General features: G+C 65.3%; 15 protein-coding genes. 4 read left to right on the forward strand and 11 right to left on the reverse strand.

Features of this window, described 5'->3' with window-relative positions; translation table 11 throughout:
• The first annotated feature begins 431 nt into the window (after nt 1-431).
• Together trpS and LFL96_RS31775 are read left to right on the forward strand one after the other, a co-directional pair.
• The gene (trpS, locus tag LFL96_RS31770; RefSeq protein ID WP_281001853.1) at nt 432-1,469 is read left to right on the forward strand and encodes a tryptophan--tRNA ligase; all 1,038 of its coding nucleotides are present in this window, start codon (nt 432-434) and stop codon (nt 1,467-1,469) included.
• A gap of 186 nt (nt 1,470-1,655) precedes the next feature.
• Nucleotides 1,656-2,201 (forward strand): DUF1003 domain-containing protein, encoded by a 546-nt coding sequence (locus tag LFL96_RS31775; protein WP_281001854.1) that lies wholly within the window; start codon nt 1,656-1,658, stop codon nt 2,199-2,201.
• Between the two features lie 64 nt (nt 2,202-2,265).
• On the opposite strand, the gene LFL96_RS31780 is transcribed toward LFL96_RS31775, so the two are convergent.
• Nucleotides 2,266-2,466: a hypothetical protein gene (locus tag LFL96_RS31780; RefSeq protein ID WP_281001855.1), complete on the reverse strand. Its 201-nt coding sequence runs from the start codon at nt 2,464-2,466 to the stop codon at nt 2,266-2,268.
• Entirely contained in the window at nt 2,451-3,293 is an 843-nt protein-coding gene (locus LFL96_RS31785; RefSeq protein ID WP_281001856.1) for an EamA family transporter, read from the reverse strand. Before LFL96_RS31785 ends, LFL96_RS31780 begins: the two co-directional genes overlap by 16 nt.
• A gap of 123 nt (nt 3,294-3,416) precedes the next feature.
• On the opposite strand from LFL96_RS31785, the gene gcvA reads away from it, so the two are divergent.
• On the forward strand, nt 3,417-4,307 hold the full coding sequence (gene gcvA / locus LFL96_RS31790) for a transcriptional regulator GcvA (RefSeq protein WP_281001857.1): 891 nt from the start codon (nt 3,417-3,419) through the stop codon (nt 4,305-4,307).
• Here gcvA and LFL96_RS31795 read toward each other — a convergent pair.
• The 5 genes from LFL96_RS31795 to LFL96_RS31815 form a co-directional block, all read right to left on the reverse strand.
• Nucleotides 4,302-5,114 carry a GNAT family N-acetyltransferase gene (locus LFL96_RS31795; RefSeq protein WP_281001858.1) on the reverse strand — a complete coding sequence of 271 codons (813 nt, stop codon included), beginning with the start codon at nt 5,112-5,114 and terminating at the stop codon, nt 4,302-4,304. The two genes, gcvA and LFL96_RS31795, sit on opposite strands and share 6 nt — an antisense overlap.
• 172 nt (nt 5,115-5,286) lie before the next feature.
• On the reverse strand, nt 5,287-5,760 hold the full coding sequence (locus LFL96_RS31800) for a DUF2269 domain-containing protein (protein ID WP_281001859.1): 474 nt from the start codon (nt 5,758-5,760) through the stop codon (nt 5,287-5,289).
• Entirely contained in the window at nt 5,757-7,040 is a 1,284-nt protein-coding gene (locus LFL96_RS31805) for an SDR family oxidoreductase (protein WP_281001860.1), read from the reverse strand. The genes LFL96_RS31800 and LFL96_RS31805 overlap by 4 nt, the downstream gene beginning before the upstream one ends.
• Nucleotides 7,037-7,426 carry a hypothetical protein gene (locus LFL96_RS31810; RefSeq protein WP_281001861.1) on the reverse strand — a complete coding sequence of 130 codons (390 nt, stop codon included), beginning with the start codon at nt 7,424-7,426 and terminating at the stop codon, nt 7,037-7,039. The genes LFL96_RS31805 and LFL96_RS31810 overlap by 4 nt, the downstream gene beginning before the upstream one ends.
• Nucleotides 7,427-7,519: 93 nt before the next feature.
• Nucleotides 7,520-8,050 (reverse strand): MarR family transcriptional regulator, encoded by a 531-nt coding sequence (locus LFL96_RS31815; protein WP_281001862.1) that lies wholly within the window; start codon nt 8,048-8,050, stop codon nt 7,520-7,522.
• A gap of 124 nt (nt 8,051-8,174) precedes the next feature.
• On the opposite strand from LFL96_RS31815, the gene LFL96_RS31820 reads away from it, so the two are divergent.
• Nucleotides 8,175-8,594, forward strand: a complete 420-nt coding sequence (locus LFL96_RS31820) for a DCC1-like thiol-disulfide oxidoreductase family protein (protein WP_281001863.1) — start codon at nt 8,175-8,177, stop codon at nt 8,592-8,594.
• A gap of 82 nt (nt 8,595-8,676) precedes the next feature.
• Here LFL96_RS31820 and LFL96_RS31825 read toward each other — a convergent pair whose 3' ends face one another.
• The 4 genes from LFL96_RS31825 to LFL96_RS31840 form a co-directional block, all read right to left on the reverse strand.
• The gene (locus tag LFL96_RS31825; RefSeq protein ID WP_281001864.1) at nt 8,677-10,803 is read right to left on the reverse strand and encodes a TonB-dependent siderophore receptor; all 2,127 of its coding nucleotides are present in this window, start codon (nt 10,801-10,803) and stop codon (nt 8,677-8,679) included.
• 246 nt (nt 10,804-11,049) lie between these two features.
• Nucleotides 11,050-13,098: a Fe(3+)-hydroxamate ABC transporter permease FhuB gene (gene fhuB, locus LFL96_RS31830; protein WP_281001865.1), complete on the reverse strand. Its 2,049-nt coding sequence runs from the start codon at nt 13,096-13,098 to the stop codon at nt 11,050-11,052.
• A gap of 4 nt (nt 13,099-13,102) precedes the next feature.
• Entirely contained in the window at nt 13,103-13,957 is an 855-nt protein-coding gene (locus LFL96_RS31835; protein ID WP_281001866.1) for an ABC transporter substrate-binding protein, read from the reverse strand.
• A 185-nt stretch (nt 13,958-14,142) separates the two neighbouring features.
• A complete protein-coding gene (locus tag LFL96_RS31840; RefSeq protein ID WP_281003914.1) occupies nt 14,143-14,952 on the reverse strand; it encodes an ATP-binding cassette domain-containing protein in 810 nt (269 codons plus the stop codon).
• Nucleotides 14,953-15,029: the final 77 nt, after the last annotated feature.

Here is a 15,029-nt window from a genome sequence, read left to right on the forward strand (position 1 = left end):
CGTTGTCCGGCGGTATGCGGATTAAATAAGAAAGAAAATCCATAGTCGTTATAGATGCACGGATAACCCACGAGTTTTTTTCATGGGATACCGATGTCGCGAAAAAATTGCGCGGCGAAACCGTGCGAGAAAGCCGCGCGGAAAAACCGGTTTGCTTTCGATCCATCTACAAACCATTGAAGGACCATTGCAAAACCCACGCCGGTGGCGCGCTACCGCATCCAACGGTATACTCGCGCGATGGAAACGACCTCGATCCCGCTGCAATCGAAGCGCTGGTGGCGCGCCTGACCTGAACAAGGCGACCCCGAGGCGGCGCCAAGGTAGCCCGTTTCCCAACGTACATCGAAAACGTGATGCCGCCAGCTGGCGGCATTCTCGTTTTTACGCGCCCAAGACTGTTTGTGTCGCTCAACACGGAACACCGGATCATGTCCCAAGACATTCAAGCTCAAGCAACGCCCCGACAACGCGTCATCCTGACCGGCGACCGCACCACCGGCCCGCTGCATCTGGGTCACTACATCGGCTCGCTGCGCGCGCGCGTGCAATTGCAGCACGAAGCGCAGCAGTTCCTGCTGCTGGCCGACACGCAGGCCATGACGGACAACGTCGGCCGTCATCAGAAGGTCACGGAGAACGTCATTGAAGTCGCGCTCGACTATCTCGCGGTCGGCATCGACCCGGCGAAGTCGACCATCTTCATCCAGTCGCAAGTGCCTGAACTCGCCGAACTCACGCAATACCTGTTGAACCTCGTGACGGTCGCGCGTCTTGAACGCAATCCGACCATCAAGCAGGAAATCGTGCTGCGCGGCTTCGAGCGCGATATTCCCGCCGGCTTCCTCACGTACCCCGTCAGCCAGGCCGCGGACATCACCGCGTTCAAGGCGACCCAGGTGCCGGTCGGCGACGATCAACTGCCGATGATCGAGCAGACCAACGAACTCGTGCGGCGCTTCAACAACACGGTCGAGCGCGAGGTGCTGGTGGAGTGCGAAGCGGTGCTGTCGAACGTCACGCGTCTGCCGGGTATCGACGGCAAGGCGAAGATGAGCAAGTCGCTCGGCAACTCGATCCAGCTCGGCGCGACGCCGGACGAGATCACCAAGGCCGTGAACAACATGTACACGGACCCGAACCATCTGCGCGTCAGCGATCCGGGGCAGGTGGAAGGCAACGTCGTGTTCTCGTTCCTCGACGCGTTCGAACCCGACGTCGCGAAGGTTGACGAAATGAAGGCGCACTATCGCCGCGGCGGCCTTGGCGACAGCGTCGTCAAACGCGCGCTCAACGAACGCCTGCAAGCCATGCTGGCGCCGATCGCGGCGCGCCGCCGCGAGCTGGAAGCGGACCGTGGCGAAGTGATGGCCATGCTGCGCCGTGGCACGATGCGCGCCCGCGAAGTCGCCGGCGCGACGCTGGCCGAAGTGAAGGGCGCATTGGGCCTGAACTACTTCGGCGATTGATCCGTTGACGGGTCCAGTAACGGAGCGCGGGAAGAGGGTGCATTAATGGTGCGTTGAAGGATGGGGCGGCCGTAAGAAGAACGATAGCTCGGCCCGGTATAGTCGGTCGCGATGAAAACCGGCGCGGAGCGCCGACCACGCCCGCAATGGGCGTGACCCCATCCCTTCATTCAACGGAACACCACCATGAGCGACTCGCAGCAAGAGAAGCACGAGAACGCCCCGCTGTCGGAAGCGAAAGCGAAGGCTAATCATCACTACCGTTTCCATCTGCCGCATGTCCACCTTACGTCGGTATTCGGCGACGACTGGTTCGCGCTGAAGGCCGAGGCCTTCGCGCGCTTCTTCGGCACGCCGACTTTCCTGATCGCGCAGACGTTGATCGTGTCGGTGTGGATCGCCGTGAACATGCTGGGCCTGACGAAGTTCGACGTCTACCCGTTCATTCTGCTGAACCTCGCATTCAGTCTGCAGGCCGCGTATGCCGCGCCGCTGATTCTGCTGGCGCAAACGCGCCAGGCGGACCGCGACAAAGTACATGCCGATGCGGACGCGCGTCACCGCGAGGACATCGCGGCGGCGAGCGAACAACGCCAGGCGCTCGCCGCGCGTCAGACCGAGCAACTGGTGGCGTTGCTCGAACAGAACACGCAACTCACCGCGCTGACCAAGCAGATGAGCGAGCGCATCGAGGCGTTGACGCTGGAGCTGCATAACAAGCTGGCGCAATGAGCAGCAGGCGCCGTGTCATGCAATGACATGACACGGCGCGGCGTATGGCAACGCGGTGCGTCGATCACTCGCGCTGTTCGCCGCTGGCGGATAACTCCCAGCCTTCTTCGTCGATGCGGCGAATCGCGAGTTGCTTGCCGCTGAACGACAGCACGTATCGAATCTCCGTGCCGTAGCCGATATCCTGCGTATCGATCACGAAGGTCGAGCCGTCTTCGCGGTAAATCGGGAGCGACGCCGAAATCCGCGTCAAAGTCCCAGACAAACCGCGCCGGCTGCAACCACCACGCATGCGAGCCAGCGTGCCCCACTCACCGCTTCGCCAAGAACCATCCGTCCGATCAGCACCGCGAACACCACGCTGGTTTCGCGCAAGGCCGATACCGCGCCCATCGCGCCCGACTGCAGCGCCCAGATCACGATGCCGTAAGCGGCAAGCGACACCAGCCCGCCGATCAGCGACGAGCCGACCGACAGCGGCTCCGTGACGACCGGCTTGCACAGTGGCGCCACGCCGCGCAGCGCGACGAACAGCACGGGCATCAACCAGTAGAACATGAACATCCACGCGGTGTAGGTCAGTGCGTGGCCGTCGGACAGGCGCACGCCGATGCCGTCGATCACGGTATACAACGCGATCGTCGCGCCGGTAGTCAGCGCGGCGAGTGCGCCCGCACGCGACACGTGCCGTCCTCGCAGCGCGATCGCGATGATGCCGCCCGAGATCATCACGATGCCGAGACCGTGCAGCGGGCCGATCGCCTCGTGCGCGAACAACGCCGCGCCGAGCGTGACGAGCAGGGGCGACGAGCCTCGCGCGATCGGATAGGCGAGGGCGAGATCGTTGCTGCGATACGAGCGCACAAGGCTCATGTTGTAGAAGATATGCACGAGACCCGACGCGACGAGATACGGCAACGAGGCGCCGGGCGGCGCGGGCGTGAACAGCACGACGACGGTGGAGACGGCGGCGATGGCGATACTCATCCACGTCATCGACAGGAAGCGGTCGCGGTTGCCGTGCAGCATCGCGTTCCAGCTCGCGTGGAGGAGGGCGGCGACAAGTACGATGCCGCCGGTGTAGCTGAGCATGGGAAGAGCGGTCCGGAAAGTGAGGGCAGGATCAAATCGGCGATTCAGTCAGCAGGATATCTATCTTGTGACCGGCCAACAAACCAGATAAATTGCGGAATCGCGTTAGAAAAACTCTTTCGGATGAAACGGCCATTGCCCCCGCTGAATGCCTTGCGTGCCTTCGAGGCCGCGGGCAGGCTCGGCAGCTTCAAGGAAGCCGCCGCCGAATTGCATGTGACGCAGGGTGCGGTGAGTCAACAGGTGCGCCTGCTGGAGGCGTGGCTCGGTGCGTCGCTGTTCGACCGTCACAACCGTCGCGTGGCATTGACGCCGGCAGCGCGGGCGTATCTTGCGGAAATCGGCCCGCTGTTCGAGCAGCTTGCGCGAGCCACCGCGCAATACGGTGTGCTGAAGGCGGCCCGGCGAACCTTGTCCGTGAATGCGCTCGCTACGTTCACGCTGCGCTGGCTGGTGCCGAGACTCGCAACGTTCCGCGCCGAGCATCCCGACATGGACGTCAACGTGGAGACGTCGAACGAGCCGCTGGAAAGTTTGAAGGACAGCTTCGACGTCGTGATTCGCGGCGGCCCGGATACGTTCTACGGCTATACGATGCGGCCATTTCTTCCGGACGACAGGCTGCCGGTTTGCAGTCCGGCCCTCATGCAACGCGTACCGCTGCGAACACCGGAAGACCTCCGGCATCACACGCTGCTGCATACGTCGAGCCTGCCGAGGCTCTGGCCGGACTGGCTGGCGAGCGCGCGTGTTGCCTCGCTGAAGCCGGGCGCCGCGTTGACCTTCGATCATTTTTATTTGACCTTGCAGGCGGCCATCGACGGGATAGGCATCGCGATGGGGCCGTCCGCGCTGGTCGCGGGCGATCTCGCCGCCGGCCGGCTCGTCGCGCCGTTCAAGGGCCCGCGCCTGCCGTCGCGCAGCTATTGCACGTATGTTCCGGATGCGAAAGCGGGCGATGAACGGGTCGAACTGTTCCGCGCGTGGCTCGAACGCGAGGGGATGGGCTTATGAGCGGGGAAGGCTGCCGGGTTCGAGACATAAACTGCCGAGCCGTCCACACGGCGTAAAGCCGAGGCCTTCGTAGATCCGGCCCGCGTGATAGTTTTCGTCGGCGACCATCACCAGGCGATCGGCCGAACCGGCGGTTTGCCGGATGACTTCGCTGACCAGCGTCCTGCAGATACCCTGACTGCGATGGCGCTCGCCGGTGACGACCGATTGAAATCGTCCGATCCGGTCGAAGAAGAACAGGCCGAGACTGCCCACCTGTTCGCCATCGACGAATGCGCCCCACCATTCACCGAAGCCGCGTCCGATCAGACTCCTGTGCGCGCGCTGCTGATACGCGATGTAGCGTTGCGACACCGGATCGGCGGGGGCCGGCATGTTGGCGAGTTGCATCGCGGCCCAATCGTCCCAATCGCGCTGCGAGCGAAACGGCCGGATGTCGATGTGAGTTCGCGAGACAGCCGGTTGGACCTGCTCCGGCGTGGCGGCGAGCACCCGGCAGATCGTCGCGTCGTAGCCGCGTGCGACGAATGCGTCGAGATTCACCGCGTCCACCGCGGTTTCCGGCCACGTGAATGTGCGATGCGCGATCGCCGGCGGCGTACCGACGAGCCGCGCGAAATCGTCTTCGATGCGAGCGAGCTGGTTAATGTGCGGCCTGTCGTGCAGCACGAGCAGGTTGCCGAAAAAATAGTCCGGCGCTTGCGGCGTGCGGACCACGATGTAGCGTTCGTGCGATGTCACGCTGCCGGTTTCGGCGTGCAGCAGGAGATCGGTTGCGAGGCCGAGGTTGTCGGGAAGAGCGGGCATGAAGTGATGGGATCATTGTGATGCGATGGCCGGTTCGCGATTGTCGTCGATTATTGTCGTCGATTATTGCCGGCGATTCGAGCGTTGCGGCCGCTTCATTGCGGCCGCTCAACCAGGTGTGTGCTTCTAACGCCTGAAACCAACGCTCGAAACTAACGCTCAACAAGAGCGCTCACAACGCGGGCTTGAACACCATCAGCCAGTACACGGCCACCATCGCCACGAACGCGGGATATCCGAGCCATTCCCAGTAACGCGCATAGCGCCAGTACAGCAGCGGCAACGCCGAAGCGCCTTGCGCGTTCGCCGTCCATGCGAGCCGCGCCATCATCCATTGCAACCAGACCACGGGCAGCCAGCACGCGCCGGCGAGCAGATAGAGGCCGAGTGCCGCGACGATCCACGGCGTGTTCACTGGCCAGCCGGCGCTATGGGCGAGCCACATGCCCGATATCGGCTGAACGACGATGGCCGGCGTGGTGAACCACAGATCGGCCCGCACCACCAGCCGCGCGACAGTCGCGATGGCGGGCACGCAGCGCGTGCGGTTGGCGAAGTACAGATAGAACGCGGTGCCGAATCCTGTGCCCACCAGCAGCACCGAGGACAGGATGTGCAGCATCTTGATCGCGAGATAGAGGTTCATGGTCGTGTTTCTTCGCTGAATAGAATGAGCAGTAGGGCGAGGATCGGCAGGTTCTTCAGCAGCGGGCCGAACGGATGCCACAGGAAGTCGGGCATCGTAATCGCAATCACGAGCGAGTACGCCGTGACCAGTCCGGCTTGCATCGCCCAAAGCCGTCGCCCCGGACGAATCAGCGTCGCGAGGCCGAACGCGAAATCCAGCGCCGACGCGAGATAAAGCGCGGCGAGTGCGGTGCCGCCATGCAGATGCGCGCGCGCCAGCAGTGCGAGACTGGCCGCTTGCGGATAGATGAACGCGCTGCATAGCGCCGTCCAGATCCACGTGATCGCCAGCGCGCCGCGCAACGCGAACGCGCGCCATGCGGCGAAGGCTTCGTGACGCAACGAAGGCGCATCGGCACGGGAGATAAACGTTTCGATACCGGCGGGCAGGCGGCCCAGCACGCGCTCGGTGGTTTCGACGGACGCCGTGCTGCCGGCTTGCAGCATGCGCCATGTGTCGCGCGTGAATAGCGAGTGCGACACGCGGTCGAGCAAGGTCGCGCCGAACCCGATCAACGCCGCGGGAATCGGGACGCGCAGCGCGCGCGTCAAACCGAGCGACGCGCGATAGCTCGCCAGCATCTCCCGATAGGTCAGTTCCGTGCCGCCGACCAGGTCGAGTACCGGGCGTACGGTTTGCTCCGTGGTGCCGCCGTCGACGAGCCGCACGACCACCTCGGCGAGATCGTCGAGATGAATCGGCCGCAACGTTTGATGTCCACCGGCGGGCAGCGCGTGCACCGGCAGGCTCGCGATGCTGCGGAAAAATCGCGCCGATGCACCTCGTGGCCCATAGACGAGCGCCGGCCGCAAAACGTGATGCGTGATAGGCAACGCGAGCAGATGCGCATCGGCGGCGCGCTTGCTGACGAAGTACGCGGTGTCGCCGTCTTCCGCGCCGAGCGCGGAAAGCTGCACGATGTGCCGCACGCCAGATTGCACGGCCGCATCGAACAATGCGATCGGCGCGCGCCGGTGGATCCGGTCGAATGTCTGCGAGCCGCGTTCGACCAGAATGCCGACCGCGTTGATCACCACGTCGATATCGCGCAGACGGGGCAACCACACGGACGGTTCGACATCGGCGCTGTAATCGATCGCGATCTCGCCGGCATGGGTGACATGCGTGGCGTGCGTGATATGCCGCACTCCCCTGAACACCCGATGCCCGGCCGTCGCGAGCGCATCGCACATTGCGCTGCCGACGAAGCCATCCGCGCCGCAGACGAGGATGTTCATGCCGTGTGCTCCACGCCGAGTTCGCGAGCGGCCGGAACGACGACCGCCTCACGCGGAATCGAACGGCGGATGGTCGCCGCGACGAAACCCACCGCGGCCAGCAGTCCGATCAGCATGAACACGCACGTGCGCCGCAGCACGTCGATCGCGCAATCGAGGTCGCGGGTCGAGCAGTCGAGTGGGCTTGTGTTGCTCAACAGTACGAGCGCGAGCGGCGCGGCCGTCATCAGCACGGCGCTGACGCGGACCCAGAAATCGGCCCGCTCGCTGGTGCCGCACAAATCCTGCAACAGACGCCACATCGAATCGCGCAGATAACGCGTGACGAGCAGCCCCACCAGCACGGGAGCGATCAACTGAAAAGCGAACGTCAGGGTTTGGCTCATTTTTCATTCTCCTATTTACTGTTATTTCTGTATAGACAGAAATAACAGGTCAAAAAAACGGACGACCGTATCGTCCGTGCCTGCCTACCTGCGCTAGCGCTTCGTGCGCCGTACCGTTCTGCTGATCTTCGCGCCCACGCCGAGCGTCTTCATCAAGGTTTCGGGCTTCATGCGCAGCATCTCGTCGGACCACGTGGTCAGCGTTTCGATGAACTGCAGCGTGTCGCGAATGCGTTGCTCGGTGTCGCGGCTTTCCTGCGCCATTTCCGGACTGTCGAGGCTTTCCTTCAGCACCGTCAGCGTTGGATCGATCTCGCGTTGGCGGCGCCCCTCGACGATCAGCTTGAACAGCTCCCAGATGTCCGTGGACGTCTCGAAGTGATCGCGGCGGTCGCCCATCACGTGGACGACTTTCGCGAGACGCCACGACTGCAGTTCCTTCAGGCTCGTACTCACGTTCGAGCGCGCGACGCCCAGCGTATCCGCGATTTCATCCGCCGCGATCGGGCGGCCCAACAGATACAGCAGCGCGTGAATCTGCGCGACCGTGCGGTTGACGCCCCAGCGCGAGCCCATTTCGCCCCAGTGGAGGATGAATCGTTCGGCGATCGGTGTGAGTTTCATGTCTCGAACTTTATGGACTTCAGTCATTTCTGTCAAGACAGAAATAAGTTTTGACAAACGCCTCGGATGGAATTAATTTCTGTGATGACAGAAACGACAGAATTCACTGGACAAGGAGCCAGTCATGAAGACGCCCGAACTCACGCTGTACATCGACGGCAACTGCCCGCTGTGCGTCGCCGAATGGAACCGGCTGCGCGAATGGGACCGGCACGGCCGGCTGGCCTTTGTCGACATCGCGCAACCCGGCTTCGATCCGGCGCCGCTCGGGGTCGAACTGACGGAACTGAACCGGCAACTGCACGGCTGGACCGCGAGCGGGGAATGCGTGGTGGGCATCGACAGCATGATTGCGGCCTACACGCTGGCCGGGCGCGGCTGGGTGGTCGCGCCGCTGCGGATTGCGGTGCTGCGGCCGGCGTACCGCGCCGCGTATCGAGCGTTCGCGCGTAACCGGATGCGGATATCGGCGTGGTTCGGCCTGCGGCGCGCGCCGGTCTGCACGGACGGCGTCTGCGCGGCCAGGAGCGATCCGTTCCGCTAGAGAACACACGGCCCCGTGCGAGTGCAGCGGGGCCTCAAGAAAAGTGCAGCGTCGAAAAAGCGAACCAGAAAAAGTGAGCCGCCTAGAAGTCCGAGCGCACCGTCAGCATCACGTTGCGCCGGTCGCCGAACACGCTGTAGAAGCTGCCGGGCGGACGGATGTAGTAGTCGCGATTGAAGAGATTGTTCAACTGCAACGACGCCTCCACGTGCTTGTTGAAACGATAGCCGACTTCCGCGTTGAAGATCGCATACGCGCCCTGCTCGACGCCGCGCGTGATCCGCGTCTGCGCCAGCATCCCACCGCCCACCGTTACGCCGTTCAGCATGCCTTGCCGGAACGCGTAGTTGGTCCACAGCTTGAACAGATGTTTCGGGTCCGTGCCGTCGGTCAGGTTAGGCGTGTCGTTTTCGTAGTTGACGTTCAGATACGTATAGCCTGCGTACACGTTCCAGTTCGGCATCGGCTGGCCGGACACCTCGAGTTCGACGCCCTGATCGCGCGACTTGCCGCCCGCGATCGAACCCGTCGGATGGTTGGGGTCGCTGACCGCGCGGTTGTTGTCGTTGATGTTGAACACTGCCGCGGTGGCGTTCAGGCGGTTATGCAGGAAGCTGCCCTTGAGACCGACCTCATACTGTTCGCCGGTGCGCGGCGGCAGGTTGACGCCCGTGTAGGTCGTCGCGGTTTGCGCGGTGAGGATTTTCGAATAGCTCGCGTAGCCGGTCAGCCAGGGCGCGATGTCGTACACGAGTCCGGCGGACGGTAGGAAGCGGTGATTCAACTGCGCCTGCGTCGACCAGTCGGACACGGTCGGCAGAATGGTTTGCGCGGTCTGATGGTAGAACGCCTCGCGCGCACCCAGCACCAGCGAAAGCGGCTCGGTGATATGAATGCGTGCCTGCCCGTACACGCCCAACTGCTCGATGCGGTTGTTCGCGCCGTAGGTGAACGGCACGTCGACCTTCGAGATCGCGTTCGGGTCGTACAGGCTGAACGTGCCGCCGGCAAACGGACCGTCCAGCGAGACGAAGCCGGATTGCTGGGTGGTCGATTGCACCGTGTAGTTCACGCCGAGCGTGAACGTGTGGGTCTGGCCGAACAGCTTCACCGGACCCGACACGTTGGTGTCCGTGCCGAACCAGTCGTACGTATTGCGTTGCCGCTGCTCGCCGTAGAACGACAGTCCGGTCGCGCTCGCGCCGGGGCCGGAATACGCGTAATCGCCCTTCGACAGTTCATGACGATAGAAGAACGTGCTCTGCGCCTGCCAGCCGTTCTCGAAGCGATGCACGAGATTCGCGTTCGTCTCCTGCAACGACGTGTAGCCATAGTTCCAGCTCGGGCTGAAGTTCTCCGAGTACGAACCCGGCACGCGGCCCACCAATGCCGTGCGCGCGCTGTTGGCAACACCACTCGCGCCATAGTCGAGGCCGGAGATCGGGTTGTTCTGATAGCCCGCCGACAACGACAGCGTGGTGCGCGGCGTAATGTCGTAATCGATCGCGCCATACGCCATCACTTCCTTCTCGCGCGTGCCGTCCACCGATTGCAAACCGTCGCTGCCCACCAGCACCGCGCGGCCGCGCAAGGTGCCGTCCTTGTTCAGCGGGCCGGTCACGTCGATCATCTGGCGCGCCGAGCCGAACGAGCCGACCTGCGTTTCGGTGGACACGTGGAAGGCATCTAGCGGACGCTTGCGAACCAGATTGACCGTGCCGCCCGGATCGCCCGCGCCGTCCATCACGCCCGAAGGGCCGCGCATGATTTCGACGCGGTCGTACATGGCCAGATCGAACTGCTGCAGGTACTGCAGGCCGCTGACGATCGGCACGCCGTCGAACTCGATGCCGAGCATGTTGCCGCGCGCCTTGAAGTACGCGGTGCCGTCGCCGTAATCGACCGATTGCACGCCGGTCACGTAGCGCAGCGCATCCTGGATCGTCGTCATGTTCTGGTCGTCCATGCGCTGACGCGTGAGCACGGAGATCGAGGCCGGCGTTTCCTTCAACGCGAGCGGGACCTTGCTGCCGACGGTCGCGGATCGCGCCGCGTAGGAGCCGCTGCCTTCGGTGCCGGCATCGTCATCCGTGCTGGACGTCACGGACACCGTAGGCAGGTTGCTGCCCGATGCGGCCGCGGCGGCGGAGGACTGCGCATGCGACGGCAGCGACCACGCGGCGAACAGCGCGAGCGCGAGGCAGGTCATGGGCGGCGCGCCGAGGCGTCGAGGCGCGGCGTCACGTCGAGCTTGGTCTATGGTTGTTTTCATGTGGCAATGAACCGTGTGTACGTTGAAAATAAACGGATGAGCAATGCCCCTCCGGCCTGAAGCGGATCTGTCGAAACCCTGAAGGGGAGCGTGGTTGTTATCGCTGCGGCGCACGGCGGCGCCGGAGGTAGTGCATGACGGCGGAGCAATACCGGGCGTGGCGTTGCGTTAGTGCCGCCTCGTCTACGAAGGACCGGCCCGCGAGCGGCGCATCGCCAATGCGATCACGCATGGGCCGCCCAGTAGCGTCGCGACGAGACCGGCGGGCATCTCCTGGGGAAACGCGAGTTGCCGGCCGAGCCATTCGGCGAACACCATCAGCGCGCCGCCGGTCAGGGCCGACAGATACAACTGCGCGAGCGGCCGCCTGCCGCCGGACAACCGGGCGATATGCGGCGCGATCAAGCCGACGAACGACAACGGTCCCACGAGCAGCGTCGCGGTGGCCACCAGCGTCGACGCGAATAGCAGCACCAGAAAACGCGCGCGCGGCACGGGCACGCCGAGACTCGCCGCGGCCGGCGCGCCGAGCCCGAGCGTGAGCACCCAGCGCGCGGTGAACGGCGCGACACACAACGCGAGCACAGCGACCGCGCTGGCGGACCACGCGGCGGCCGGCGCCACGTAGTAGGTCGAGCCGACCACGAAATTCATCATCAGACCCGCGCGCGGATCGCCGCTCGCCATCACCGCGCCGACCACCGCCTGGAACAGCGCGCTCACGGCAATGCCGGTCAGCAGCAGACGCTCCGGCGCGAACGACGCGCGCTGCGCCAGCGTCATCAACGCGAGCAGGGTGAGCAGTGCACCGGCGACGCAGCCCGCGAACAGCGCGCCCGGTCCCGGCTGCGCGACCACGAATAGCGTGACGACGATGCCGAGCGCACCGCCGGAGCCGACGCCGAGCAGGTCGGGACTGGCCATCGGGTTCGCGGTCGTGCGCTGCATCAGCGTGCCGGCGACCGCGAGCAGCACGCCCGCCGCAAGCGCCGAGGCGAGATGCGGCAAACGCCAGAACAGCAGCAGATCCCATTGCGGCAGCGACGCGAAACGCCAGCCGTCGGCATCGCGCGAGACGGTCAGCGACAGCACGCAGGCCAAGGCCAGCAAGGTGAACGGCGGCATGAAGCGCGCGAACCGCCACGACGCGCGCGTGCCCGGCCGCGCGGATATGGCCGTTGCATGCAGCGCGGCATCCGGCGCGGGACGCGAGCGCAGACGCGGCAACAACGCGAGCAACAGCGGCACGCCGAGCAGCGAGGTGACCGTGCCGGTTGGAATCAGATGCGCGGAAAACACCGCGACGCTGGAGACGGTGCGCACGAGTTCATCGGTCGCCCACAGCAACGCCGCGCCGAGCAGCGGCGCCCATACGAGACGCTGACGCAGACGGCGCGCGCCCGCGAGTTTCACGAGCGTCGGCGCGGCCAGACCGACGAAGCCGATCACGCCGACCGCCGACACCACGCACGCCGTCAGCGCGACCGCGATCAGCAGCGCGCAGAACCGGGTGACGCCGACCGGAATGCCGAGATTGCGCGCGGTCGAGTCGCCGGCATCGAACACGTCGAGCGGACGGCGCAGCAGCCACGTCGCGAACGAACACAGCGTGCCGCCGGCGAGCAGATGACGGCTGGCCTGCCAGCCGCTTTGATCGAGCGAACCGCCACCCCAGATCATCAGACCTTGCAGCAGATCGAAGTGCGCCATCGCAATCGCGAGGCTGATCGCGCCGCAATACAGGCTCACGATCATGCCCGCCAGAATCACGCCGAGCGGCGACATGCGTTGCGGCCACGCGAGCCCGAACACGAGCAGCATGGCCAACGCGCCGCCGGCCAGCGCGACCGGCTCGCGGCCGGCGGACAGCCACTGCGGCGCCCACAATGCGGCGACCATCAAGGCCAGATACGCGCCGGGAAATACGCCGAGCGTCATCGGTTCGGCGAGCGGATTGCGCAGCGCCTGTTGCGTCAGCGTGCCCGCGAGGCCGAGCGCGGCGCCGCACAGCAGCGTCATCGCGATGCGCGGCAGCAGGCTGTCGCGCGTGAGGATCTCGCGCAGATCCAGCGGATGCGCGGCGGTCAGGGCGGACCACAGCGACGCGCCGTCGAGCGCGTCGTGAACGTGACGGACCGCGAGCAGCAACGCGAGCGCGAACAGTCCGCCGACCAGCGTCGCGCGATGATCGCGCGTGACAGCGGACGGGTGCTGCGTGGACGCGTGGGACATCGGGCTAGGCACGGCGCGCGCTCCCCATGGCGATTTGCGTGAGCGCGACGGTGACGGCGCGTGCGAAGCGCTGCATCGACACGAGTCCGCCGTACGGTGCGATCACCGGCAACTCGACGACGCGGCGGTTGCGCACGGCAGGTAGCGCCCGCCAAAGTGGATTGCGTGCAAGGCCCGCGCGCACCTCGGGCTGTACCGGGCCGACCAGCAGGATGCCGGCCTGGGCGACTTCGATCAGTCGTTGCACCGGCACGAGGGCAAAGCCGGCACTGTTGGTGTTCCAGCTCGCGCTGGCGGTGGATGCAGACGGCGCGACGTGAGCGCCTGCGTCCGGATGCGCCGCATTGCTCACGCGCATCGCCTGCAGCAGATGATCGAACAGGCTGCCCGCGCCGTAGACGCGCAGATAGCGATCGTCGACCGCTTCCGCGACGATTACCGGCGCCGCACGCAAACCAGGCTGCGCGTCGAGCTTCGCCGTTTCGGCGGCGATGGTTTGCGCAGTGGTGTCGATCAACGTGGCGGCGCGTGCATCGCGTGACAGTGCTCGCGCCAGTTCGCGCGTTTCGGTGCACAGGCAACGATACGGTTGCGGATCGCTCATGTAGGCGCCGAGCGTCAGCGTCGGCGCAAGGTGCTGGAGCGCGCCGCGCAGACTCGCGTGGCCCGGCGTGACGATCATCAGATCGGGCGCGAGCTGTTGCAGCACTTCGAAGTTCGGCTGGTAGAGCAGACCGATATCGGTGACGCCGGCCGGCAGCGGCGGTTCGGCGATCGTGCGGGTGTACCAGCCGGGCAAGGACAGACCGACCGGCGCGACGCCTAGCGCGAGCAGCGTTTCGGTCAGCTCCCAGCTCATCGATACGATGCGCTGAGGCGGCCGCGCACCCGGTCGCGACGATATGGGTGCGCGCGCATCGATTGCGGTAGATGCGGATGCCATTGCCCGTGTACTCGCCGGCGCCAAGCCCACGGCACTCACGGCACTCACGGCCGCGATCCCGCCCAGCAGGCGGCGGCGCTTGCGCGACACGCACGCGGCCGTCATCGTGGCACTCCGACCACGCGTCCGCTCGCCGGATCGCTCAGCACATCCATCGGCACGCCATAGATCGTTTCCAGCGTACCGGCGCGCATCAACTCGGCGGGCGTCGCACGCATCAGCATGCGGCCCTCGCGCAGCGCAAACACGTCGTCGCAGAAACGCGCGGCCATGTTGACGTCGTGCAGCACCACGACGGCGGTCATCCGCCGTCGCGCGCACAGGTCGCGGACCAGTTGCAGCACGCCGAGCTGATGGCCGATATCGAGCGCCGAGGTCGGCTCGTCGAGCAGCATGCAGCGGCAGTCCTGCGCGACCAGCATCGCGATCCACGCGCGCTGACGCTCGCCGCCCGACAGGCTGTCCACCGGACGGTCGGCGTGACGCGCGACGTCGGTCAGCGTCATCGCCTCGTCGACGCGCGCGGCGTCCTCGCGGGTGAAGCGGCCGAGCGCGCCGTGCCACGGGTAGCGGCCGAGCGCGACGAGTTCGCGGACCAGCATTCCGTCGGCGGCGGGCGGTTGTTGCGGCAGATAGGCGACCTCGCGAGCGAACTCCCGGTGCGGCCACGCGGCGAGCGGCTTGCCGGCAAACCGCACGACGCCTGCGGTGGGTTGCAGTTGCCGCGCGAGCAGCTTGAGCAAGGTCGATTTGCCGGAGCCGTTGTGGCCGATCAAGCCGTGCACGCGTTCGGGTTCCAGCGTCAGGTTGAGTGGATGCAGCAGCGTGCGCGCGCCGGGAGCGAAGGCGGTGCGCTCCAACGCGTAGAGCGGCGCAGTGTCGTCGTGTGGTGCGTGACGTCCGGAAGCCATGTGCGCGTTCGCGCCGTTCGATCGGCGCGGCGATACCGGCGTCGTCTTCATGGGTGGCTGCGCCGCGCGCAGCGTGT

The sequence above is a fragment of the Paraburkholderia sp. D15 genome (genome assembly GCF_029910215.1).
In the GTDB taxonomy this organism is placed as follows: domain Bacteria; phylum Pseudomonadota; class Gammaproteobacteria; order Burkholderiales; family Burkholderiaceae; genus Paraburkholderia.